The sequence below is a fragment of the Shinella daejeonensis genome (genome assembly GCF_024281235.1).
Classification (GTDB): Bacteria; Pseudomonadota; Alphaproteobacteria; order Rhizobiales; family Rhizobiaceae; genus Shinella; species Shinella daejeonensis.
On record NZ_JAHWXY010000010.1, the window covers coordinates 76,229 to 98,118 of the forward strand.

Annotated in this window: 22 protein-coding genes and 1 tRNA gene; 9 read left to right on the forward strand and 14 right to left on the reverse strand. The window is 58.7% G+C overall.

Going from position 1 to position 21,890, the window contains the following annotated elements:
- Nucleotides 1-14: 14 nt before the first annotated feature.
- Nucleotides 15-557 carry a cysteine hydrolase family protein gene (locus tag KYK29_RS18670; RefSeq protein ID WP_254692401.1) on the reverse strand — a complete coding sequence of 181 codons (543 nt, stop codon included), beginning with the start codon at nucleotides 555-557 and terminating at the stop codon, nucleotides 15-17.
- Between the two features lie 101 nt (nucleotides 558-658).
- Between KYK29_RS18670 and KYK29_RS18675 the strand changes: the two genes are divergently transcribed.
- Entirely contained in the window at nucleotides 659-1,627 is a 969-nt protein-coding gene (locus KYK29_RS18675) for a GlxA family transcriptional regulator (protein ID WP_254692402.1), read from the forward strand.
- Nucleotides 1,628-1,685: 58 nt separating this feature from the next.
- Here the strand turns inward: KYK29_RS18675 and KYK29_RS18680 are convergent, their stop codons facing one another.
- From KYK29_RS18680 to KYK29_RS18710, 7 genes are all read right to left on the reverse strand, one after another.
- The gene (locus KYK29_RS18680) at nucleotides 1,686-2,369 is read right to left on the reverse strand and encodes an NAD(P)H-binding protein (RefSeq protein WP_254692403.1); all 684 of its coding nucleotides are present in this window, start codon (nucleotides 2,367-2,369) and stop codon (nucleotides 1,686-1,688) included.
- A 34-nt stretch (nucleotides 2,370-2,403) separates the two neighbouring features.
- Nucleotides 2,404-3,342 carry a nuclear transport factor 2 family protein gene (locus KYK29_RS18685; protein WP_254692404.1) on the reverse strand — a complete coding sequence of 313 codons (939 nt, stop codon included), beginning with the start codon at nucleotides 3,340-3,342 and terminating at the stop codon, nucleotides 2,404-2,406.
- A 3-nt stretch (nucleotides 3,343-3,345) separates the two neighbouring features.
- Nucleotides 3,346-4,323, reverse strand: a complete 978-nt coding sequence (locus tag KYK29_RS18690; protein ID WP_254692405.1) for an LLM class oxidoreductase — start codon at nucleotides 4,321-4,323, stop codon at nucleotides 3,346-3,348.
- Between the two features lie 77 nt (nucleotides 4,324-4,400).
- Nucleotides 4,401-5,411: an LLM class flavin-dependent oxidoreductase gene (locus KYK29_RS18695; RefSeq protein WP_254692406.1), complete on the reverse strand. Its 1,011-nt coding sequence runs from the start codon at nucleotides 5,409-5,411 to the stop codon at nucleotides 4,401-4,403.
- 90 nt (nucleotides 5,412-5,501) lie between these two features.
- A complete protein-coding gene (locus tag KYK29_RS18700; protein WP_254692407.1) occupies nucleotides 5,502-6,617 on the reverse strand; it encodes an alkene reductase in 1,116 nt (371 codons plus the stop codon).
- 119 nt (nucleotides 6,618-6,736) lie between these two features.
- Nucleotides 6,737-7,648: a LysR family transcriptional regulator gene (locus tag KYK29_RS18705; RefSeq protein WP_254692408.1), complete on the reverse strand. Its 912-nt coding sequence runs from the start codon at nucleotides 7,646-7,648 to the stop codon at nucleotides 6,737-6,739.
- 199 nt (nucleotides 7,649-7,847) lie between these two features.
- Nucleotides 7,848-8,312 (reverse strand): Lrp/AsnC family transcriptional regulator, encoded by a 465-nt coding sequence (locus tag KYK29_RS18710; RefSeq protein WP_254692409.1) that lies wholly within the window; start codon nucleotides 8,310-8,312, stop codon nucleotides 7,848-7,850.
- Between the two features lie 146 nt (nucleotides 8,313-8,458).
- Here KYK29_RS18710 and KYK29_RS18715 point away from each other — a divergent pair, with 146 nt between their 5' ends.
- Nucleotides 8,459-9,196, forward strand: a complete 738-nt coding sequence (locus KYK29_RS18715) for an AzlC family ABC transporter permease (RefSeq protein ID WP_254692410.1) — start codon at nucleotides 8,459-8,461, stop codon at nucleotides 9,194-9,196.
- Nucleotides 9,193-9,498: an AzlD family protein gene (locus KYK29_RS18720; protein WP_254692411.1), complete on the forward strand. Its 306-nt coding sequence runs from the start codon at nucleotides 9,193-9,195 to the stop codon at nucleotides 9,496-9,498. The genes KYK29_RS18715 and KYK29_RS18720 overlap by 4 nt, the downstream gene beginning before the upstream one ends.
- 332 nt (nucleotides 9,499-9,830) lie before the next feature.
- Here KYK29_RS18720 and KYK29_RS18725 read toward each other — a convergent pair.
- The 3 genes from KYK29_RS18725 to KYK29_RS22505 all read right to left on the reverse strand — a co-directional run bounded on the left by KYK29_RS18725 (nucleotide 9,831) and on the right by KYK29_RS22505 (nucleotide 11,910).
- Nucleotides 9,831-9,920 (reverse strand) — tRNA-Ser (locus KYK29_RS18725).
- Between the two features lie 241 nt (nucleotides 9,921-10,161).
- Nucleotides 10,162-11,556, reverse strand: a complete 1,395-nt coding sequence (locus KYK29_RS18730; protein WP_254692412.1) for a hypothetical protein — start codon at nucleotides 11,554-11,556, stop codon at nucleotides 10,162-10,164.
- Between the two features lie 219 nt (nucleotides 11,557-11,775).
- A complete protein-coding gene (locus KYK29_RS22505) occupies nucleotides 11,776-11,910 on the reverse strand; it encodes a hypothetical protein (protein ID WP_302795620.1) in 135 nt (44 codons plus the stop codon).
- A 200-nt stretch (nucleotides 11,911-12,110) separates the two neighbouring features.
- Between KYK29_RS22505 and KYK29_RS18735 the strand changes: the two genes are divergently transcribed.
- On the forward strand, nucleotides 12,111-12,584 hold the full coding sequence (locus KYK29_RS18735; RefSeq protein WP_254692413.1) for a hypothetical protein: 474 nt from the start codon (nucleotides 12,111-12,113) through the stop codon (nucleotides 12,582-12,584).
- 23 nt (nucleotides 12,585-12,607) lie between these two features.
- Here the strand turns inward: KYK29_RS18735 and KYK29_RS18740 are convergent, their stop codons facing one another.
- Entirely contained in the window at nucleotides 12,608-13,048 is a 441-nt protein-coding gene (locus tag KYK29_RS18740; RefSeq protein WP_254692414.1) for a hypothetical protein, read from the reverse strand.
- Nucleotides 13,049-13,281: 233 nt separating this feature from the next.
- On the opposite strand from KYK29_RS18740, the gene KYK29_RS18745 reads away from it, so the two are divergent.
- Entirely contained in the window at nucleotides 13,282-13,863 is a 582-nt protein-coding gene (locus tag KYK29_RS18745) for a recombinase family protein (protein WP_254692415.1), read from the forward strand.
- Between the two features lie 356 nt (nucleotides 13,864-14,219).
- Here KYK29_RS18745 and KYK29_RS18750 read toward each other — a convergent pair whose 3' ends face one another.
- Nucleotides 14,220-15,455, reverse strand: coding sequence for a hypothetical protein (locus tag KYK29_RS18750; RefSeq protein WP_254692416.1), 1,236 nt, complete (start codon nucleotides 15,453-15,455; stop codon nucleotides 14,220-14,222).
- 735 nt (nucleotides 15,456-16,190) lie between these two features.
- On the reverse strand, nucleotides 16,191-17,183 hold the full coding sequence (locus tag KYK29_RS18755; protein WP_254692417.1) for a site-specific integrase: 993 nt from the start codon (nucleotides 17,181-17,183) through the stop codon (nucleotides 16,191-16,193).
- Between the two features lie 190 nt (nucleotides 17,184-17,373).
- Here KYK29_RS18755 and KYK29_RS18760 point away from each other — a divergent pair, with 190 nt between their 5' ends.
- From KYK29_RS18760 to KYK29_RS18775, 4 genes are all read left to right on the forward strand, one after another.
- Entirely contained in the window at nucleotides 17,374-18,474 is a 1,101-nt protein-coding gene (locus KYK29_RS18760) for a RelA/SpoT-related domain-containing protein (protein WP_254692418.1), read from the forward strand.
- Nucleotides 18,475-19,294: 820 nt separating this feature from the next.
- Nucleotides 19,295-20,143 (forward strand): hypothetical protein, encoded by an 849-nt coding sequence (locus KYK29_RS18765; protein WP_254692419.1) that lies wholly within the window; start codon nucleotides 19,295-19,297, stop codon nucleotides 20,141-20,143.
- A 113-nt stretch (nucleotides 20,144-20,256) separates the two neighbouring features.
- Nucleotides 20,257-21,027 carry a hypothetical protein gene (locus KYK29_RS18770; protein WP_254692420.1) on the forward strand — a complete coding sequence of 257 codons (771 nt, stop codon included), beginning with the start codon at nucleotides 20,257-20,259 and terminating at the stop codon, nucleotides 21,025-21,027.
- Entirely contained in the window at nucleotides 21,024-21,863 is an 840-nt protein-coding gene (locus KYK29_RS18775) for a hypothetical protein (protein ID WP_254692421.1), read from the forward strand. The genes KYK29_RS18770 and KYK29_RS18775 overlap by 4 nt, the downstream gene beginning before the upstream one ends.
- The last annotated feature ends 27 nt before the right edge of the window (nucleotides 21,864-21,890 follow it).

Genomic DNA, 21,890 nt, shown 5'->3' on the forward strand with positions numbered 1-21,890 from the left:
CTTTCCGGCTCGGTTCAGCGCGCGATGAACGCGTCGGTGCTGATCACCTCGCCATAGAGGAAGGCGAGCGCCGCCATCAGCGCGGCATGAACCTGCGCGGCGGGTGCTGTCACGCCGTCGAATTCCAGATCACGGGTGGCGCAGGCGTCGTGGATGGTGACGGTGCTGTAGCCGAGGTCGTTTGCGGCGCGCGTCGTGGCGTCGACGCACATATGGCTCATCGCGCCGATCACGACGGTCTCTTCGACGCCTTTTTCCTTGAGCAAATCGCCCAGCCCGGTTTCGCGGAAGGAATTGGGAAAATTCTTGGTGATGACCGGCTCATCGCCCTGCGGCAGCACGGCCGCGTTGATCTCCGCCCCGTCGCTTCCGGGCGCGAAGATCGGACCGCCGGGCATCTCATGGCGGATATGGACGACCAGATCACCCTGCTTTCGGGCATGGGCGATGACGCGGGCGGCATTGGCGGCGGCGGCGTCGATCCCCACCAGCGGGAATTTGCCCGTGGGCCAATATTCGTTCTGGAGATCGACGACGAAGATGGCGCGTTTCGACATGACGGGTTCCTTTTGACTGGATGTTGCTTGCACCCAATATCGTTGCGAGCGACAGTCGCAGCCATTGGCATTATCGACAGAATCAGAGGCAATATCGACAAATGACCGATGCGCGGATCGGAATCGTCCTTTATCCCGGCGTGCAGATGTCGGCGGTCCTCGGGCTGGCCGACCTGTTCCAGGTCGCCGGCCGTATCGCGCAGGACGCAAACCCCGACGCGCCCCGACTTGGCGTGCACCATCTGCAAGCGGATGGAGCGGCAGCGCCGGCGGTAGTCTTTGACAGTGACGGCCCGGCTGAAGTGCGAGAGCAGAAAATCTGCGACGTGCTGATCCTGCCGCCCTCGCTGGAGCCGCCGATCGCCAGCGAAGCCGCGTTGTCGCTGGCGGGCTGGCTGCGCGAACGGCATGGCGAAGGCTCGGTGCTGGCTTCCATCTGCGCCGGGGCTTTCCTGCTGGGAGAAACCGGCCTGCTGGCAGGCAGGACGGTGACCACCCACTGGACGCTGGCCGAAACTTTCGGAAATCGTTTCGCCGATACGCAGATCGACATCGATCGGCTGATCATCGACAATGGCGACATCATCTCGGCCGGAGGGCTGATGGCGTGGACCGATCTGGGGCTGAAGCTGGTCGATCGCTTTCTCGGACCCGTGGTGATGGCCAGAACTGCGAGAATGCTGCTGGTCGATCCGCCGGGACGCGAGCAGCGTTACTATAGCGGCTTCGTGCCGCGCCTCAATCACGGTGACGCGGCGATCCTCAAGGCGCAGCATTTCCTGCAAGCCAATGAGGGTAAAGAAGCGCGGCTGTCGATTCTCGCGGGCGAAGCCGGCCTTGAACAACGCACCTTCCTGCGCCGGTTCCAGAAGGCCACCGGGCTGACCGCGACCGACTATGCCCAGCGCCTGCGCGTCGCCAGGGCGCAGGAACTGCTCCAGTTCGGCCAATTGCCGGTGGAGCGCGTGGCGTGGGAGGTCGGCTACTCCGATCCCGGCGCGTTCCGCAAAATCTTCCTGCGCATCGTCGGGCTGTCACCGAGCGAGTATCGGCAGAGGTTTCATGCCTGAGGCCGGCATATTCCCCCCTCGGAAGCCGCCCGGCCCGAAGGCCGGCCGACATGCCGGGTTATTTGCGAAGCTGCGCTATAATATCGGCGATCGGCGTCTCGCCATCGTAGAAGTTCACCGTCTGGCGGATGGCGGCGTGGGCGTTGATGACGTGCGCGATCGTTTCGGCGACATTCTCGCGTGAGGTGACGCGCTGGCTGTCCGGCCAATCGCCGGCGTCCTCGGTTCGCGTGAGCTTTCCGGTGGCCGGCTCGGTCGTCAGCAGGCCGGGGCCGAGGATGGTGTAGGCGAGCGTGCTGTCGCGCAGTTGCGTATCCGCGTCGTGCTTGGCCCTTGCATAGGGATAGAACGAATCCTTGGGATCGAGCCGGTGGACGTCCTCGCCCGCGCCGGCATAGGAGACCATGACGAAGCGCATTACCCCCGCCTTTTGGGCCGCGGCCATGGCGCGGGTCGCGGCCTCGAAGTCGACAGCATGGGTGCGTTGCGGATTGCCCCCGCCTGCGCCTGCCGAGAAGACGATCGCGGCGGCGCCGGAGAACAGCGAAGCGAGTTCCTCCACACCCGCTGTTTCGATGTCGAGCACGACGGGATTGCCGCCGGCTTTGCGTATGGCGTCGCTCTGGCCGGAATTACGGATTATCGAGTCGACCGCATAGTCCGCGGCTTTGAGTTTCCCGGCGGCGAGCAACGCCACCTTGCCGTGACCGCCGAGGATCACCACGCGTTGGGTATCAGTCATCAGATTCACTCCTGTGTTTCGCCGACAGGCATCGTCATTCGGGGCTGGCGGTGATCCAGCCGGGCAGATAGTCCATTGTTTTGATCCGCCAGCCTAGGTCGTCGGATTTCACTGCTTCGATCTGGTAGTGGGCGCCAAAGAGGGGCTCGCCGTCCGGTGTTTCCGTCTGGCCGGGAATGATCCGTCCGAGGATGAGTTTGGCTGACCGCCTATCGGCTGCGATCTCGATATTGATCGGCGCGCCATGGTGCTGCATCCACGGCCAGGGCATCCGAAACGCCTTGAGCGTTCCCATGAGCAGGCGACGGCCGTGCATATGGCCCATCGGCGTCAATTCCGCCTCGGCGTCTTCGTGGAAAGCCCCTTCAAACAGCGCGAAGTCGGCCTGATCGAGCGCCCAGGCATAGCGGAACCAGGCCTCGGCGATGGCGTCGTCATCGGAGAGGATGAGGTCCGACTGCGGAAAGCGGTTCCATACGGCGTCGAGTTCGCTAACGATAACCGCCGGAGGGTCGCCGGGCTGCCATTGCCGGTCGGCGGCCGGCAGCCGCCAGCCGTCGAGCAGCGCAGATGCGCCTTCGGTCCAGACCAGTTGCACCTTGATGTCGGCGATACTGGACCGTTCGCCGTCGAGATCGAGCGACACGACCAGCAAGCCGCCGAAGAGCACCTGCTGGTCGAGCGCGGCGGGGTTTGTGCCCTGACCATGGAAATAGGCAGACGCCACGCCGGCGCGCCCTTGCGTCCGAGCGACGCGATTGTTGACGCTCAGATAGTCCAGCTCCAGCCCGGTGAAGGTCGACCGCAGGGCGTCCAGAACCGCAGCGCGGCCCTGGGTTTCGCCGTGATAGCTGGTCGACAGGTGAACGGCATCGGCGAATATCTCGTCCGTACGCTCGATCGGCAGCCCAAGCCAAAGGGCGCGCACAGCTTCCAGCCGTTCCAGAAGATGTTGCCGTGTCACTGTGGTCATCTCTTATTCTCCGGGGAAGTGCGGCAACACATATTCGGCGAGTTCCTGCAGGATTTCCTCGACCGGCCGGCGGTTGGGCTTGAGGTTCAGGGCGACATGGCTGACGCCTTGTTCTTCCTGCTGCTTCCAATGCGCGATCAGCTGGTTGCGGCCCATGCGGAAGCGGTTGCCGACATAGCGCAGCGAATCGTCGGGGTTCTCGGTCAGTTCGAAGAACGAGCCGTAGCCATAGGGCCGGAAGCTGTCGTCCGTCCGGGCTGCGCGCCATTCCTGCAACAGGTTCGGCAATCGGCCGAAGTCGCTCAGATGCCAGATCCAGCCTTGCGTATTATTGGCGATCCAGCCGATATCCTGCCGGGCGCGCCCGACGACCAGCATCGGGACATGGCCGATGACAGACTTGGGCACGAGATCGAGATTGCCGCTGAGCTGACCGTAAAACTGCGTGCTTTTGGTCGGGAAGCTGTCCTCGATGGTCGTGCGCACCAGATCGAAGGCTTCGCGGAAGCGATCGGCGCGGTTGTCGAAGTCGACGCCGAAGGCCGGATATTCGACCGGCCGGTCGCCGCTCGACAGGCCGAGGATCAGACGCCCGCCCGTCAACTGGTCGACCGAGACGGCCTGCTTGGCGATGGTCAGCGGATCGCGCAGCGGCAGCACGATGCCCGCCGTTCCCAGGGCTATGCGCCGCGTGTGCGCGGCCAGATAGCCCAGATAGACGAAGGGATCGAGCATCTGGCCCGTATCGCCGAAACCGGGATCGTAAAACGGCACGTCGCGCATCCATAGCGCCGAAAACCCGGCGTCATCGGCCAGCTTGGCCAGCCAAGTGTGATCCTTCAGCGTCGGGAACGGCGAATCCGGATAGCCTTCCAGCGGCATGATGAAGCCGAAGGTGAGCTTGCCGGGCCGGAAGACCCGGCTGTAACCGGGATGGGATTGATAGGCGGCAGGCATGCTGCCGAGATCGAGGGTCTGCATGGCAATATCCTTGCCCAACCGCCCGCTGGGAGCGGAGCGGCGTGGCGTTTGAGTATGGGAATTTCTGCTTATGCTTTTTATGCGGCGCGGGTTGCGACTTGCGGTCGGGTCAGCAGATCGCCCATCGCCTCCGCCGCATATTGGTGGGAAAGTAGGCGCGCCTGCGGCTCATAGATGCGGCTGTCGATGATCAACTCGTCCGCCTCGGTCGCGGCGGCGACGTCCCGCATCCATGCGCCGACCCTGGCCCTGTCCCCGGCGACGGTGCAGGCCATGACCTGGTTCAGCACCTCCCGCTCGCCTTCGGGCAGGTTTTCGACGTAGCCTTCCATGGGTTTGGGCAGCAGGCCCATGCGGCCCACATGCAGGTCCAGCATCCATTTGCGATGCGAACTAGCCAGATATTCGGCCTCTTCATTGGTGTCGGCGGCAAAGACGTTCACGCCGACCATGACATAGGGCCGGGCGAGGTGTTTGGACGGGCGGAAATTCTTGCGGTAATGCGCGATGGCCTGATGCAGGAAGCGCGGCGCGAAATGCGAGGCGAAGGAATAGGGCAGGCCCAGCAACGCCGCAAGTTCGGCGCCGTAGAGGCTGGAGCCGAGAATCCACACCGGCACCTCATGGCGCCCCGGAACGCCGCGCACGGGCAGATCGCCCTCGTCGGCGAGATACGCCATCACCTCCATGACATCCTTGGCGAAGTCGCGTTCCGGCGCGCCACGTCGCAACGCCTGAACCGTTACCCCGCCGCTGCCCGGCGCCCGCCCGACCCCGAGGTCGATACGGCCCGTATGGATGGTCTGGAGCGTGCCGAACTGTTCGGCCACCACCAGCGGCGAGTGGTTGGGCAGCATGATGCCGCCCGAACCGACCCGGATCGTCGAAGTGGCCGAAGCGATTTCGCCGATGATCAGCGGCGTGGCGGCGGAGCCGATGCCGGGCATGTTGTGGTGCTCGGCGATCCAGTAGCGGCTATAGCCGTGCTGCTCGACATGCCGCGCCAACTGGCGTGACTCGTCCAGCGCTTCGGCAAAGCTTTTGCCTTCGCCGATCATCACCAGGTCGAGGACTGATAAGGCGGTCATAATCTGCTCCTTGAGAGTTTTTCTGTATCGCTGAGCACGCCTTCGAACCGGGCGTGGTCTGCGTGCGTGCTGTTGATGTTGTTTGCAGCGCTATGCCGCCGGGCTGTAGGCGGGATAGTCGATGTAGCCATGCGCGCCGCCGCCATAGAGCGCCTCGCGCCCGGCCTCGGCGAGCGGCCAGCCATGGCGGAGCCGCTCGACCAGATCGGGATTGGCGATGAAGGGGCGGCCGAAGACCACCAGATCGGCTTCGTTTGCGGCAAGGGCCTGCTGCGCCGTCTCGGCCGTAAAGCCCCCGGCCAGGATCAATGTACCGCACCAGGTGTTGCGGAAGGCATGGCGGAAGTCCGGCGTGCCCAGATCGCTGGCATGAATATAGGCGAGCCGCCGTTGCGAAAGCGTTCCGGCCAAAGCCAGCCAGGTGGCCTCTTCGCCCTCGAAAGCCTGCAAATCGGCCAAACGAGCGAAGGGCGAGATGCGCACCCCGACCCGTGTGCTGCCGATTTCCTTGGACACCGCGTCGACGGTTTCCAGCAACAGGCGCAGGCGGTTGGCGATCGGCGCGCCGCCATAGCGGTCTTCGCGGGTGTTCAGCCCGCCGTTGATGAACTGCTCGAACAGATAACCGTTGCCGGCATGGATCTCCACGCCATCGAAGCCGGCCATAAGCGCATTGCGCGCCGCGCGGCGGAAATCCTCGATCACCTGCCGGATACCGGCGATGTCGAGCGCGACCGGCACGCTTGCGGGCACCTGGCCGGGCTGCCCATCCGCATCATAAGCCTGCACCAGCGTGTCGGCGGCCGGCACGGCCACCGGCCCCACCGGCGGCTGACCGTCTTCCTGCAGGGAGGTGTGCGAAACCCGCCCGACATGCCAGAGCTGCGCGAAGATGCGGCCGCCAGCGCGATGCACGGCGTCGGTGGTGCGTTTCCAGCCGGCGGTCTGCTCGGACGTGTGGATGCCCGGCGTGCACAGATAGCCCCGGCCCTGCGCGGAAACCTGCACGCTTTCGGTGATGATCAGCCCTGCGCTGGCGCGTTGCGCATAATAGAGGGCAGTGTGTTCCGGCGGGATGGTGTCGAGCGCCCGGGCGCGCGTCATCGGCGCCATGACGATGCGATTGGACAGGTTCAACCCGGAAAGGTCGTAACTGTCGAATAGGGAGGGCTGCGCCAGCGCCAAGCCGGGCGGGGAAACAGTCATGGGGTTTTCCTGGCTCGTTGTCGTTGCAGACAATCTAATTAGAGCCAAAGAGCCGATAAACCCTCACATACTTCCATCACCCGGTCCTTAGGTTCCCTAATCAGGGACCGGAACCATCACTATGTCTCCCACGGTACGCCGTCTTGCCAGCGTTCCACCAGCAGATCGATGAAGGCGCGGATGCGCGGCGAAAGATGCCGCTTGCTGGGATAGAGCAGTTGAATCGGATCCGGCGACGCCCGGAAAGGCTTGAGCACTTCCACAAGTGCGCCGGCGCGCAAATCGTTGCCGGTGATATAGGTCGGCAGATGGATCAGGCCGAAGCCGGCGAGAGCGGCCTCCCGCAGCGCTTCGGAACTATCGATATTGAGCCGCCCCGGTCCCTCGCGCAGAAAGATGCCGTCAGGCGTCTGGTAGCGCCAGGCATTTGGGTGCTCACCGCTGAGAAAGGCAATGATGTCGTGTCCCGTCAAATCCTGCGGGGTTTGCGGCACGCCCTTTCTCGCCAGGTAGTCCGGCGAGGCGCAGGTGACGAATTGCTGCCAGCCCACGGTCCGGGTCAGAAGCTGGGCGTCTTCACGCGGCGCGCCGATCCGCACCGCAATGTCGAAGCCTTCCTCGATCAGGTCGATGAAGCGGTCGGTGAACTTCACATCCGCGCGCAACGCCGGCCATTGCGTCATATAGGTATCCAGCACCGGCAATATATGCCGCTGGCCGAACGAGAGCGGCGCAGTAAGCCTCAGTGTGCCGGTCGGCTGCCCGCGGCGCGCCGCCATCGTTGCCTCCACCTCGTCCAGATCCTCCAGAATCTGGCGCCAGCGCTCATAGACCACGCGGCCTTCGTCCGTCAGGCTCAGCTTGCGGGTGGTGCGGTTGAGCAGGCGCGCGCCCAACCGCGTTTCCAGCCGCACGACGCTCTTGCCGACAGCCGAACGGGTCAGGTTGAGCGCTGTCGCCGCCGCGGTGAAACTGCCCGTCCTGACGGCGGCGACGAAGGCGGCGATGTCGCCAAGCCGGTTCGGTTCCAATTACTATAGCTCCCTTGAGGGTATCCCATATGGGAACATAATTCTTCAATCGAACAAATCTAGCCGCAATTAGAAGAATGAAAAAGCTTATGGGGATAGCGAGCAGACTTTCAGGGGGGAGCCGTCAGGCCTTCTGACGCCCTGCGGCATATCCATGAGCATAAAAGCACCGCAGGTTTCGGGATTTTCGCGCCAGCCCCTAGATTGGGATTTCCGTGGTTAGTTTGATTGTTTGCATGGGAATTTCAGTTTTGATGCTGCGCACGCCCTTGATCCGGCCAAGGTATTCCATCTGAAAAGCTCTATAGGCGTCAAGATCGGGCGCGATGACGCGCAGGATGAAATCGCAGTCGCCCGCCATGAGCTGACATTCCACAACCTGCGGCAGCTTCCTGATCGCCTCGACAAAGGGTGCGACGGTGTCCTCATCCTGGCCGATGAGCCACACACGGGCGAACACCGTCAACCCCATGCCAAGCTTCGCTGGATCGAGCAGGGCGACGTAGCGGGCGATCGCGCCCGAATCCTCAAGCATTCGAACCCGGCGCAGACAGGGCGAGGGTGATAACCCAACCCGTTCCGCCAGCTCGATATTCTGAACGCGGCCTTCCTGCTGAAGAACCCGCATGATCGCCCGATCAATGCAATCTAGCTTCGTTGACATACGATTTCATCCATCCGCCGTTCATGGGCATTGAATATCAATTTCATGAAGGTTCCTGCAATATACGCAACAAAATTCGGTATGTTTTGGGCTAGAACGCCACAAATCGGCGCAGGTGCGCTATAAACAACTACGGATTTGAGTTTATGAGCAATACCGATGTAAGCGGCGGGGATGTCCTGACAGAGCGTGTGCCTTCCGAGTTCCGGCTCGGGGTCCTCGCTTCCTTACCCGTCATGTTTGGTTTCGTCCCTTTCGCTCTCGTTCTCGGCGCGCAAGCCGTCGCCAAAGGGTTCAGCGCTGTCGAAGTGCCGATGCTGACCGGCCTCAATTTTGGCGGTGGCTCGGAGTTCGCGGTCATCGCTCTATGGAGTTCGCCGCCGCATCTGCTGCTGGTCGTCGGGGTAACGCTGCTGGTCAACAGCCGACACCTTTTGATGGGCGCCGCACTCGCGCCCTATCTGCGCTGCCTGCCGCGTCGCAAAGCGCTGCCCGCTCTTTTTTTTATGTGCGATGAGAGCTGGGCGATGGGGCTGGCGGACGCGAAGAAGCGCGAATTGCAGGGTAATCGATCTGCCTTCAGCCTGGCCTATTACATGGGCGTCTCACTTCCGCTCTGGACGTCATGGATCGTCTTCACGGCGATCGGCGCGCAGATCGGCCCCGTCCTCGGCGATATCACCGTCTATGGGTTCGATATGGCGTTTCCGGCTGTCTTCCTCGTGCTGCTCGCCGGCATGTGGAAAGGCGCTCGGGCGGCGTTGCCATGGCTGGTCAGCCTTGTCGTCGCGGTCGCCGTCTATGTCCTTGTCCCTGGCGCCTGGTACGTGCCGGCCGGCGTCGTCTCCGGCACCGCCGCCGCGTGGATCGGAGCCCGGCCATGACGCTCGCTCCAGCCACGCTCGCCGCTATCCTGCTGATGGCGCTAGCAACCTATCTAACCCGGATCGGCGGCTATCTGCTGCTCGGCAACAGGACGCTTTCGCCGCGCGTCACGACGGTCATGGACACGGCGCCCGGCTGCGTACTGATCTCGGTCATCGCGCCGCACTTCGCGACAGGCCATCCCGCCGACCTGATCTCGCTCGCATTGACAGCGCTGGCGGCCACCCGTCTGTCGTTGCTGCCGACCGTACTGATCGGCGTCGCCAGCGCCGGTCTCTTACGCAACTTCCTGCCGGTATAGTAGCAGTACCGGCAAAGCGATCACCCTATCACTCTTGAAGGCCGCGCGCTGCTGGCAACCCAATGGTGCGGATGCCGCAGCTCAAGTTTACGCTGCTGACGCGCGACGCGTGCTCATATCCGACAGATCGCTATTCCGAGCGAAAGAGAGGCACCGAAGCTGTGGGGTGACGGGGTGAACCTGGCGACCGCGACATAAGCGCCATTGTGATGACACCAGCCAATAATGTCGTGCCATAGCGGGCTATCGGTGGGTTTGATGTTCTTTTCTAACGGTAGCGTAGCCGGCAGTAAACGGCGGCGACATCGCGCCATAGAGGGCAATCGGCGGGATGGCGGAGAGGGTGGGATTCGAACCCACGATACCCTTGCAGGTATGCCGCATTTCGAGTGCGGTGCATTCGACCTCTCTGCCACCTCTCCGCTTGAGTTGCAGCGCGGGCCGTTAATAGCCACCGCCATGCTGCCATTCAACCGTTTGCCTCAAAGCGGCCTTCGTGCGCCGGTCTATGATCTCGCACACAGCGAGCGGCTAAGGATCTGGGCCAACGGAAGCGATGCCAAACCTGACCACGACAGGAACTATGGCCGAGGCCGCGACCGCTGCTTTAAAGATGAGCGGGCGCAAAGTGGGAAGCAGCACCATTCAGTTTCCCGGGTATCTCTACGCTCCCTTCTTAGCCTTACGTTCCACGGTCTTGGCCTTTCTCTTGTTTACACCTTTCCGTGCCTTCTTCTTTGTTCGCACTGGTGCCGGAGTTTCCTCTTTCCGAGATCGCAACTTTGCTGCGAGGACAAGAGATTTTCCGCTATTGATGATTTCGGTAATTACTTGTTCCAGAAAGCTTCGCGCAACAGAAGAGGTTCCTACCCACCCACTTTGCATGATGGAGATGAACTGCGTATTATCAAAGTATCGGGGGCAATTATCAAAGCTAAGTATTCCGCCTCCAGCTGGCCCTAGAAACTTATTCGTTGTATCAGCTGTGACGGCTTTCCACATATCTATGGGAATAATCATTCCTTTAACTTGTTCGTTTTCGTCCGGTTCGAAAGCATCACGCGGGCAAATCTTTAGAAAAAAGGGACTGGCGGTAAGCCTGAAATCAAAGGCTGCGCTTTGGTTCGTGGCTGTAGCTACCTCGTTAGCAAGGACCTCCATTGTTCGGTCCATGCGATCGATTTCTTTCTCGAGCTGTTTGTCCGGGAAGCGAAATACGTGGGTGTTGCCTTGAGGCTCAGCCATCTTGTATTGCACGAGAACAAAACTCTCATGCTGCTCATTAAAATATATCAGGTCGACCCCGAGAGTATGCTCCAAGGCATTCTTGTTTGCATGGAACGTGTGTAAGATTGTCCCGCCGTCTTCCAGCACGTAGTGACCGAAGACAGTTTCGTGAAGCAAGTCATATCCCGGTATTCTTGCGACGTCCCAACGGACGACGTCGTCCTCCATGTGTGAGGCAGGTTCTAAACCTGTAAAGAACGAAGTAATGGCCGTTTTGCCTTGTTGGCTAGGTGACCACCGATATGACTTTCTAGGCGTCATGTTGGCTATACGCAGTGCCATTTCGACGGCGTCGTGCTCTTGGCGGACAATTTGAATCTCATCTTGGCTGAGCTCGTCGATGAGGCCGTAATCGGTCTCCGCCGCTTTGATAAACAAATCTACATCCTCAGACTCCTCTCGCATCTTTGCAATAAATTCGCGGGAATCGTCAGCGGAGTAAAAGACATCTCGCCCGTCGAAGAAGCGGATGAATTCGCTCCAACCCTCTCTAGACCGAAGTTCTGATACGTTGATCGGCGAAATTTCTTTTGGGCTATCTAAATTCAACCGCCGGAGCTGTGTGGCCGCCTTATGTCCTCGGCGACCCCAGCAGACATGTGAGATGACATCCCGATTGCGAAGGCACAAGAATCCTAGAAGACGCTCCCCGGGACGAAGACTTATTTCTCGAACGGCCTCTGAGATTTCCTCTGCTGCGCCGATTGTCTTCCTAAGGGTATTTGCTCGGCTCTGAGGAGGGTTCAAATAATGGACGGCAATATCGAACATCTAGCTTAGTCTCTAACCTGAATTCTTAAACGGCGCTTGAGTCTTACGACGACATTTCCCACCAACGCTGTTGAGGGAAACAACTACAGGTCATATAACGAGGTAGTTAAAAATTTTGGTTGCAAGGCATGCTAAGCACGCCGACTCGGACGAGTCGCTACTTCGCAGCGTTCGACGTGGCAAGCGCATCCGAGAGTCTCTTTTGTCCATTTCGCCATGCTATTCGATGCGGGCGCTGCGTAGAACCCGAGCCAGCGTTTTCGGATGAACCTGATATCTCGCAGCGACCTCGGCGACAGTCTCCAGGTCGATCTCGACAGCTTGCTTTGCAGCGTCAGTCTGCACTTCGGTCATCGACGGGCGGCGTCCTATACGAGATCCTCGTGCTCTGGCAGCTTCCTCCCTGCCTTGCCGTCCTCATCGAGGCCGATAATCGACTCACAGACGCACTGTCTGGATCCTTGCACGACGACGTTGCTATCCAGCAAACAGCATGCCAAACGCGCCAGTGAGGCTCCCTGGTCGATTGGGCGGCAGTGCAGACCGGACACGATATGGCGAAGAAACAGAAGCGCGACAAGGCATATTACGAAGAGCGGCTGATACGGGACCATCCGGCGATATATGCCGATCTGGTCGACGGGAAATATCGGACGGTGACGGAAGCAGCGGCGGCGGCCGACCTGAAAAAACCCAGGACACGGTTACATGAGTTGAAGAACGCCTGGAGCAAGTCCAGCAACTCAGAGCGAAAAGATTTCTTGGCCTGGTTGACCAAGACGGGTGCCCTACCAACAAGGACACCGTCCACATCGATAAGCACCGGCCGCTACCTTCTTCCGGCAACGGTTGCTCGTATCAATCACATCAAGACCAAACGCGGAATGACGACGGGTGACATCATGGGCGAGATGGGCTTTTCGAAGCTGGATGCCTCGCTCGGCAACGCCCTGCTAAATGGTCATGGACTTCGGCTGAAGGTCATTGAGGCTCTGGAGAAATGGCTCACCGCGAACGCATCGGTGTAGGCTCACCCAAAAGGTAGATTAATCTACTGGTTGCGGTGCTGCCGATTGAGAACCTCTTCAGCAAGATATTCAAGATCCCGGTCGATGCCTCTTTCAATGACCTGCTTGTATCGATCCTGAAGCCCATCTGTGCAATCGAGCCCGCCCAGGTGAGCGTCCGTCTGGTAGGCTTGTTCAATATCCCGGCTTGCTGCTCGTATATCGATATCTGGCACACCGCTGAGAATCTCAAGCAGCCTTTGCTTGTAGGCAACATGTTCCTCGATCGGCTTTCCGCATGCGACCGATGCCCGTTTCAAGACAGCGTAGGGCTGCATTGCAAGGAAATAGGCCGTGTCCAGGCCATCAGCAGAAGCTGGCGTGTTGCTCAGCAGCGCAGAGGCAATAACAGCCGAACGCAGGCGCCATCCTATGCCAACCGTGACGTTTGAGTGTGATTTTCTCTGCTTGTTCAGAACCCGCATGCCAACTCCCAGCCCAACAAGGCGCCGATCATAGTCACCGCACGAAAGGGAAGGGTTCCGTCATAACGAACCCGTGTTCTGATGAACCACGCTAACATGCTGATTTCCTTCGGCACCATTTCCGTGGTCAACAGATAATCCATACCGCACGAAAAGGTTCCTTTTAATCAAGAACTTGGCGGGTATTGTAGGAGAAGTAATAGCGGCAAGCACGGACACAGAACGAGACGTATATGCGCAACATTGGATATGGACGGGTCAGCACGGTCGAGCAAAATCTCGATCTCCAGATTTCCGCGTTGAAGGCCGCTGGCTGCGACAGGATCTTGACCGACGACGGGTATTCCGGATCCGACTTTTCCCGCCCTGGACTGACCAAGCTACTCCAAACCCTGCGCCGGGGTGACACGCTCACCGTCTGGCGCCTTGACCGTCTCGGGCGTTCCTTGTTCGAACTGCTGAAGCTGATCCGGGATATCAACGAGCGCGGTGTCGAGTTCCGGTCGCTGAGTGAGAACCTGGACACCAGCACGTCGGCGGGACGGCTGCTACTCCATGTCCTCGCCAGCATGGCCGAGTTCGAGCGGTCCCTGATCAGCGAACGAACCCGAGCCGGAATGGCTGCTGCTCGTGCGCGTGGGAGCCGTATCGGACGACGACCGGCAATGACAGATGAGGAGCGCCAGGAGGCACGTCTGGCTCTCGCTGACGGCTCTGCCACGGTCGATGTGATCGCCGAACAACATGGCATTCATCCGAGAACGTTGCTGCGCACCCTCAAAGCTGACGATCGTCGGCAGAATGCCGCTGTTTGACTGACAGGCGCTCGCTGGCTGGCTCCGGCGTGTGAGATGAGGAATTTTATGCGTCTCGATGCAAACGCGTGCTGGCGAGTCTGTATGAGTCACGAACGTGATAGCGGCGGACGATGTCATAATGAATGCAGAACTGGGGCAGTTTGAGCACCAAATTCACGAGAGGAGCAGAAATGCTCTTTACCAGCTTTTTGCAACTTTTTCTGACTGAAACCGGGGCCGCCTAGCCCAAATCCAACAGATCAAAGCCGCTGCTATGCTTGGGCACCATGGAAATGAGGCAATCCGGCAACCTAATAACTTCTATAACGCCCTACACCTTCCTACTACACAGACATACACTTACCACACACCCTTCAAGCTCCAGACAAAAAGTCTGCGCCAACACGGCTACCAAGGTTTCTGAGAGCGATGCGAACTCGGGCGTTCAGCTCATCATAAGCAACGAACGTTCCCACCACTCCCTTTGCCGTCCTGTCGATAGGAGACAAGCGTAGCCCACGTTCATGAATGTCCGGAAGGATCGTTCGCCTCATCTGAAGCCAGCGTTCGGCGCGAACTTCATCCATTGCCTTCAAACCCATCACGCCGGTCTTGAAGAACTTTGAAGCCCGCTCCGGATTGCGCGCTGCAGCGATAGTCATTCCTATACCTGTTTTCCGGTTTACCTGGCTGACGAAGGTCGGCAATGCGAACTGGAAATACCGTCCCTGAAGGCGTGTGAAGCTCAACGCCTTGAGATCGTCCAGATACGTGATCCCTAGTGCCTTTACCTCCGGTCGATCCAACGTCACCTCCACCCGCGCTCTCTTCGATTTGTCATCGAGCGGCATGAAGGTGCCAGCAGCTATATTTTGCTGATCGATGATCTTATCCATCACGCGCCATGTCACTGGCGCGTTCTTCTCACCGACCACCAATGTGCCATCGGTATATGGAGCACGATCCCAACCCGTCTCCATTAGGAAACGCTTGTTCTGCTCGCTTGTCAGGCGACCAAAATCATATAGCAGGCGATTGGTATAACCCTCTCCCCGGCCCCAGACGGTCCTCGGTCGATCTCGCACCTTAGAGATCACATCTTGGTTTACCTGAAGATGGTTCATCAACACACGAGCCATCCTAGCGCGTTCAAGTTCGTTCGGTGTCTTCGGCGTGAAATCGACACTGATCTCAACACTGCGAACAATCGGATCTAGCGCCAAGCCGAACTTTGCGCGAAGCGCGTCCATTGCCTTGAGCACAACGGATATCTCCGGTTCCTGAAATCGAATGTCGAAACCATCTGACGATGCATTCGCGTCGCCGAATATGTTCTCGACAAAGAGTGCGCGCCCAACGATGCTTTCTAGTTCTTTCTGGACCCATTGGAATTGGGTATGGCGGTTCAGCAGGACGCCAATCGTGATCCAGTCGATGACTGCCCGGCTCGTGAATTGCGCCAAATCGATCACAGGACGCAGCGCGTATCGCCCATCGAGCCGCTTCTGCTTCTTCAAAAGCTCCATTCTGCGGTAATCGAGATAGCCGACCAAAGCAGGCGCCTTGGCGGCAATCAACGGAACATGCAGATCCGGGGTGTGACTGTTCATTCTCGTATTCCTGCCATCACGGCTCCACTCTTACCCTGATTGCCGACGGTCGGAGAAGTCGAAATACGCCACCGATCGCATGAGCATACCAATACGCTCTCTTTGACTCGAGGGTTCGCCCTGACGCGCTTCGTTGCGTTTTGTGTGTCCTTGCCTTCATCATGCACAGCGCGCGCCAGAACGAATCCCTGAGCGTTTGGCGAAGTCGCCCGCATGACCTCTCCGGCTATCGACTGCTTTATAGCGGTGGCGGAATAGGGATACTTCTCCAGGGCGGCGATCCAATGCTCGGGTGGCAATCAAGGATTTTTCCGATCACCGAAGTGCAGCAAAGAAGCGTTCTCACGCATCTCCGGTCGTTTTCACGCTCAGACGATGCAGAAGATGCTGGATATCGCGCCGCAAATTCAGAAATCCCGCCGCTCGTGTCAATCTACGGGAAAGATAGAGGAAACAAGCATCTTATTCTCATTAAGACGCTCGACCAATGACAGCCACCGTTGCACCACGCTGCTCAGTCCCATGAGCGGCACCGGACAGCGAACATTTTGGCAGATCGGGAAGGGTAAGGCAGGAGAGGTGGTCACGACGCCAGGACGTTGATGGCGACCCGAGACATCCCCTTCGATGAAGCAGGTTTCTCTAGGACTTCGCTTGACGGCAAAGGCATGAGGTGCACCCGCCCAAGGGACAGATAGGCGGGCGACGTGCTTCTATTCGTATAGGTAGATCAAGCTACCCGAGACGGGCAACGAGATCGTCAGCGGCTAGGTGCGTATAGCGCTTGAGCATCCTCAGCTCCTTATGACCGGAGATGCTGCTCACCTCGATCATATTCAGCCCACGCTCGAACAGACGGCTGACGCCTTCATGACGTAGATCGTGGAAGCGCAGCGCTTTGACATTCGAGCGAACCAGGAGACGGCGCCATGCTTGTTCGAGTGCACCCGGCTTCATGGGAAATACAATAGATCGATCTACGTCTGCATGCTCCTTCCATTCCGTCAGAGCATCGAAGGCACGCTGGGATAGAGGCACCTCACGCCCGGATCCGTTCTTCGTCATCGTCAACGTGATCACCCGGCGATTGTGAGAGACATCGGACCACTTGAGCCCCAGAATCTCCCCTCGGCGCATCCCGGTCTCGATAGCGAGGATTAGCAGCGTCCGGAGATAGGGAATCTTGCCACGATCGCAACCATCGAGAAGGCGCTGCTCCTCGTCGCCGGTCAGGCGTCGGCTACGCTCGTTCCGAATGACCGGACGGCGCACGAGCTTCACGACGTTCCTGGCAAGCGGCAAACCCCAATCGCGCATGGCAACCTCGATGACGTGGCTGAGGATAGCAAGCTCACGAACGGCAGTAGATGGAGCTACCGACTGGAGCCGCTCATCACGGAACGACGCGATGTCCTGCTGGCTCAGTCCGATCAGCGTCCGGTAAGCAAGATCATGACGCCGGAGCACATCGATCCGCTGGATCTCCTGGGTGGCACCGCGTTTCGTTGGAGAAACCTCGTGCCGATAGCGCTCCAGTAGTTCGCCGAGCGTCGTGGTCTCCAAGATCCTTGTGTCCGGTGCGGCACCGAAGCGGTCGACCTGGGCTTCCAAGTCGCGCGCCCACTTCTCGGCATCCTGCTTCGTGTCGAAACTCTTGCAGCGGGGTTTCATGCCGCGCCGGCGCACCTGGGCTTGCCAGCGTCCTCTGAGCTTTCTGATCGTCGCCATGTGATCTCCAATAGGTGTTGAAGGTCACGCGTAGGACGCCCCCGGAGGGGTGCCAAGCATTATCCCGGCCGTGCCGGTTGCCGCATTGCTTGCTGCAATCATGAATGGACACTCTGCTGACGCAGCAACCTTGCCAATCCGTGGATTATCCTGTTTGTTCTAGAGATGGTCTCACTGAGGGTATCCGAACGTGTCTGTAGAATTTTCTGAAGACGAGTTTATGAAAGCGTGTGGTCTGAATCAGGAAGAGTGGGACTTGTTGAATGATAGCAGAGCAACGCTTCATGCCATATTTACCGATTTTAAAAAGAAACACGATCAATTTACTGAGATCGCGGTCAGCTTGAGCAGGCTGATACAGAAACTACCTGGAGTGCATTCCGTCAGGTGGAGGATAAAAGATCCTCATCATCTAGTAAAAAAGATCGCCCGAAAGAAAGCGGCGGCTGTTGAGAAATACGCAACGATCTCACCAGAGAATTATCGTGATGTTGTAACCGATCTGATCGGCATACGAGCGCTGCACTTGTTTAAGGGAGATTTTCCGACTTTACATCGGTCAATCATCGAGACGTGGGAGCTTGATGAAAATCCGGTTGCCTATGTGCGTAAGGGCGATACCGAGGAGTTGAGGACCCTATACCGGGAGCTTGAGTTGGAAGTGGAGGAGCATAAGGATGGGTATCGATCCATCCACTACATCACAAAGACGAACTTCACAAAGACCACCGTAAAGTGCGAACTTCAGGTTCGGACAATATTCGAAGAGGGATGGAGCGAGATCGATCACAAGGTCCGGTATCCCGACTTTTCTAACGACCCACTCATCCGAGATTTTTTACATATCTTCAATCGCCTTAGCGGCGCGGCGGACGAAATGGGAACATTCGTAAATCGTTTAGCTGCGGATTTGACTGCTTTAACAGCCGAACAGGCGACGGCTGTTTCCAGAGCATCTGAGATAGAAGCGCAACTTTCTGAGAAAATTCAGAAGATTGAAGCGTTGTCGTCAAAAAATACTTCGATGCAGTCGGAGATGAAGGAGTTAAAATCACTTATCGCTCGGCAAAAGGCTGAACTTTCAATTCAAATAGGTAGTGGAGGCCTTGGTTCAAGCGCACTAGAAAGACTCCATGTAAATTCTGATTTACATGCTGTTTCAGATATATTGAGAACTTTAAATATTTCTCCATCTCTTTATGGAGATGCAGTGTCTGCCTCAAAAAATATAATTGACGCAAGTAAGATCGCTGCTGATGCAGTAAAATTGGTTACAAAGAAAAAGGAATAGTGACTAGCAAATATTACATGTGCCTTAGTCCGATCATGATGTAGGTGACTACCGCAGTTCTCTGATTTGAGGCAAGCGTAGTATTGCTTCACATTATCGGCGCCTCGTAATTGTAAAGTGAGTGCGCCTAGAGCGTGGCCCGGTTGGCAAATTTACAGAGCACATCTTTAATCGAAAGTAATATATAAGCTCTAATAGAAAGCTAAAACCTTGCACTGCAAGGCTCCGGAATGGCGGGCCGTGCGGGATAGCGATGAGAACTATATCCACTCCATAGCCCTCCATAACCCTTCAAAATAAGCCTAAGGGACCGCAGAGCTGGCTGAAAGCCATCAGATGCCCGCTTAGCGCCCAAATGTCGGTCGTTTGAACAGATCGCCGGCCATCCCGAAAGCTGCCGTTCGGTTGGACAGCCGTATTGTGGATTTCTATCCGCCGTTGTCGGATATGCAGTTCCACTTCCTGGAACGGTTTGGTCCAGGCCTTGTTCAGCTGGGCTTTTCGGCTCTGATGGTTTCGACCTTGGCCAAGGGGTTCCTAACCGGGCGCTTCTACAATACACTTCGAGATCAAGTCGCGTGAGCGACAACTAATTCCGGAGGTGGTATAGATTCGGCTGTAGCAAACAAAAAATGACCGAATCTATCTTTCGATAATGCTGTATTACGTCAAGGGAGGGCGAGAACCGCTTAAATTGCCTGTGAAATATCCCTCGCGACCGACGCTCCGACTGCACACCCTCAGCGATGCCGGCGTCCATCCTGAAATTCCCACGCGCGGCGTAGCATGTCGCCGGTCGGCGTCTTCGCGGTGACCCCCCATGCTCCAGTTCGACGGCCGTTGGAGATTTGACAGTCCAGGTCCGATAGAATCCGGCGTCGACGACGCTTTCCGTGACCTCATCAATCGGATTGCCGGACAAGCTCCGCGTAAATCCATCCTTGAACATTTCAAGTCACGGTTCGCCGCCGCGGCCAACATCCAATACTGGCCGAGCAGCAACGAGCGGTTCGCCGCCGAGGATCTCACTACCGCCATGTCCGAAGCAGCGACGAACGCGCCTTTATTCATCGAAGCGTTCTGGCTCGGCTGTGAGGAACTCCGGCTCCGTCATCCCGAAATGGTGTTGCCCGACGCGGGTCGGATCAACCGCATCCTCACCGACACAAACGCCGGCTATCAGCTCGATCCGCCCATGCTGGTTGCCACCCGTGTGCATATCCCCATCGCGGTTCCGACCCCGCCCCCATCACTGGATGTGCAGGCCCGGTCGCTCATCGAGCAGGCGCTGCAGGCCTCAGAACGTGCCCTGGCCGAGGGGAACGGCCGACAGGCCGTCCAGGAAGTCTTGTGGCTACTGGAGACCATCTCCACTGCATTTCGCAGTCCTGAGGTGTTCGACGGCACCATTCAGGGACGCTACTTCAACAAAATCATCGGTGAGTTGCGCCTGCGCGGTCGCGGGCATCAGGAACAGATCCTGCAATGGATGATGACATTGCATGGATACCTGTCCTCCCCCACCGGCGGCGGGGTGCGCCATGGCGTCGATCTCAAGGAAGGCCTCGCCCTGGGAATCGAAGAGGCGCGTCTCTACTGCAATCTCATCCGTAGCTACCTGACATTTCTCATGGCGGAGCATGAGCGCCTGACAAGGCGCGCCGCATGACCGTCTATATGACGAAGACGTGGGGATTTGGATCGCCATCCGGGCCACTTCAATTTAGCCAGCGCGGGTGGCGGGACCGAGCCCGCGGCCTCCTCCGGCCAGGCGATCTTGTAGTGATCGTCGGCACGATGGGCGATGAAACCCATTCCGAAGAGCGCGGCATGATCCTTGGCCTCATGGAGCCGACCACGACGATCGTCAGCTCTCTCGACTACGACCTCGCCCGTGGCCCACGCGATTTCGATGAGGCTGGCAACTACCGCTGGCCGTTCGGGCTCGAGCTCTTGCGTGCCTGGCGCTTCCTCGAAACAAGGACCGCCTTGTCGGCGATCTCGCCACGGCGCTTCAGCATGGATTCCGCGCAGGGAATCGTACCGCTCCTCGCAGATGAGGCCGAGGCGATCCTGCTCTTGCCCAGAGAACCGGTCGCGCTGCTCCGGCCCGCTCGAACCGAGGCACGGGTCGCGGGTCTAGAGGCAGCTCGCCGGCGAGGCGCACCGCCACCAACGACCAAGCGCACCGGCATCATGCATATGCGGAGGGCACCAGCCTTCACCTACGCCATGATGATCGAAGGCGCTTCACCCCCTTCGTTCAAGATTGGCTGGGCCTTTGACTGGAGGCAGCGGGAGCGCAATTTCAACCAGTCAGCCATGCCCGAGCTCGGTGGCGTTCGATACCGCACGATCCTCCACGAACTGTGGGACACGGCCATAGATGCCTTTCGCATGGAGCAGGCGATCCTCCGCCATTTCGATGCTCTCCGGCATGCGCGCAATCAAGAGGTGGTATCCGCGGTCTCGGCAGACACGATCCAGAAGTCGTGGATCGATTACCTTTCGAACCACAGGAAGCGGAGCACACGGGCAGGAAAAGGCACATGAAGAAGCCGTCCGCGATGGTCAGCAAGAGCACCAGGTTTCCCTTCCAGGTTGCCGTATCCTGTTGGATTGACCTGCTCGGCTATGGCGAGATGATCTCCGCCTCCGGGTTCAATCCACTGCACGCCGAAGCGCGCGATGCCCTCGCTCGCATCAGGACGTTTCATCGCATCGTCGCCGACCACAGCGCGAGATACTTTCCGACATTAGTGATGAATGATGGGGCGGTCGCCTATCGTGATCTCTCCCTGCGAGCGCGCTCACCTACTCACGATTTTCTCGTGCGGGCGTGGAAGATGTTCGAGGCGGTCCGGAACGAGGACATGAAGAGTGGCCATCCAGGACCGCGGATGGTCTTGGCCTGCGGGTTTCGCATGCTGGGACGGCGTGCCGGCCTGGACGCGTCTCGCGACCACTTCAAATCAATCGTCGATCGGTTGCAGAGGGGCGATATCGGCGCCGAGCAAGCGGTACGCGAGGCAGCATCGATGCGGCCGCGCTTTGATATCGTCCCGCAACTGCAAGCGAACTTCGCCTTCACAAAAGCCTATGTCGCCGAGCAGACCGGGACGAAGGGCAAACTTCCCGGTCCCGCATTCTACGTGGACATGGCGATATTCGGCGGCGACCGTCCGCAATGGATTGATCTCGGCCCTGACATTGACTGGGCACACCCCAAGTTGAACTTGCATGCGGTTTTCGCTGAGGTCCGTGGCATGCAGGATGGGCGACATCCGAGCGGCGGGCCGACCGATATTCGCGATGGCCTTGCCGTTGCGCAGACGCTTGCCAACGACCCAGATGTCCTTATGGCACTACACGCCGCGGAAAAATCGTAGCCATCGCCCGGGAACGGTCCGCTTCCC

Bases quoted from the DNA above. Each gene is read 5' to 3' on its own strand.
- KYK29_RS18775 (WP_254692421.1), top strand. From the start codon at position 21,024: ATGAAGAAGCCGTCCGCGATGGTCAGCAAGAGCACCAGGTTTCCCTTC.
- KYK29_RS18730 (WP_254692412.1), bottom strand. From the start codon at position 11,556: ATGTTCGATATTGCCGTCCATTATTTGAACCCTCCTCAGAGCCGAGCA.
- KYK29_RS18685 (WP_254692404.1), bottom strand. From the start codon at position 3,342: ATGACCACAGTGACACGGCAACATCTTCTGGAACGGCTGGAAGCTGTG.
- KYK29_RS18745 (WP_254692415.1), top strand. From the start codon at position 13,282: ATGCGCAACATTGGATATGGACGGGTCAGCACGGTCGAGCAAAATCTC.
- KYK29_RS18670 (WP_254692401.1), bottom strand. From the start codon at position 557: ATGTCGAAACGCGCCATCTTCGTCGTCGATCTCCAGAACGAATATTGG.
- KYK29_RS18700 (WP_254692407.1), bottom strand. From the start codon at position 6,617: ATGACTGTTTCCCCGCCCGGCTTGGCGCTGGCGCAGCCCTCCCTATTC.
- KYK29_RS18735 (WP_254692413.1), top strand. From the start codon at position 12,111: ATGGCGAAGAAACAGAAGCGCGACAAGGCATATTACGAAGAGCGGCTG.
- KYK29_RS18740 (WP_254692414.1), bottom strand. From the start codon at position 13,048: ATGCGGGTTCTGAACAAGCAGAGAAAATCACACTCAAACGTCACGGTT.
- KYK29_RS22505 (WP_302795620.1), bottom strand. From the start codon at position 11,910: ATGACCGAAGTGCAGACTGACGCTGCAAAGCAAGCTGTCGAGATCGAC.
- KYK29_RS18690 (WP_254692405.1), bottom strand. From the start codon at position 4,323: ATGCAGACCCTCGATCTCGGCAGCATGCCTGCCGCCTATCAATCCCAT.
- KYK29_RS18695 (WP_254692406.1), bottom strand. From the start codon at position 5,411: ATGACCGCCTTATCAGTCCTCGACCTGGTGATGATCGGCGAAGGCAAA.
- KYK29_RS18680 (WP_254692403.1), bottom strand. From the start codon at position 2,369: ATGACTGATACCCAACGCGTGGTGATCCTCGGCGGTCACGGCAAGGTG.
- KYK29_RS18710 (WP_254692409.1), bottom strand. From the start codon at position 8,312: ATGTCAACGAAGCTAGATTGCATTGATCGGGCGATCATGCGGGTTCTT.
- KYK29_RS18765 (WP_254692419.1), top strand. From the start codon at position 19,295: ATGCTCCAGTTCGACGGCCGTTGGAGATTTGACAGTCCAGGTCCGATA.
- KYK29_RS18675 (WP_254692402.1), top strand. From the start codon at position 659: ATGACCGATGCGCGGATCGGAATCGTCCTTTATCCCGGCGTGCAGATG.
- KYK29_RS18715 (WP_254692410.1), top strand. From the start codon at position 8,459: ATGAGCAATACCGATGTAAGCGGCGGGGATGTCCTGACAGAGCGTGTG.
- KYK29_RS18750 (WP_254692416.1), bottom strand. From the start codon at position 15,455: ATGAACAGTCACACCCCGGATCTGCATGTTCCGTTGATTGCCGCCAAG.
- KYK29_RS18720 (WP_254692411.1), top strand. From the start codon at position 9,193: ATGACGCTCGCTCCAGCCACGCTCGCCGCTATCCTGCTGATGGCGCTA.
- KYK29_RS18755 (WP_254692417.1), bottom strand. From the start codon at position 17,183: ATGGCGACGATCAGAAAGCTCAGAGGACGCTGGCAAGCCCAGGTGCGC.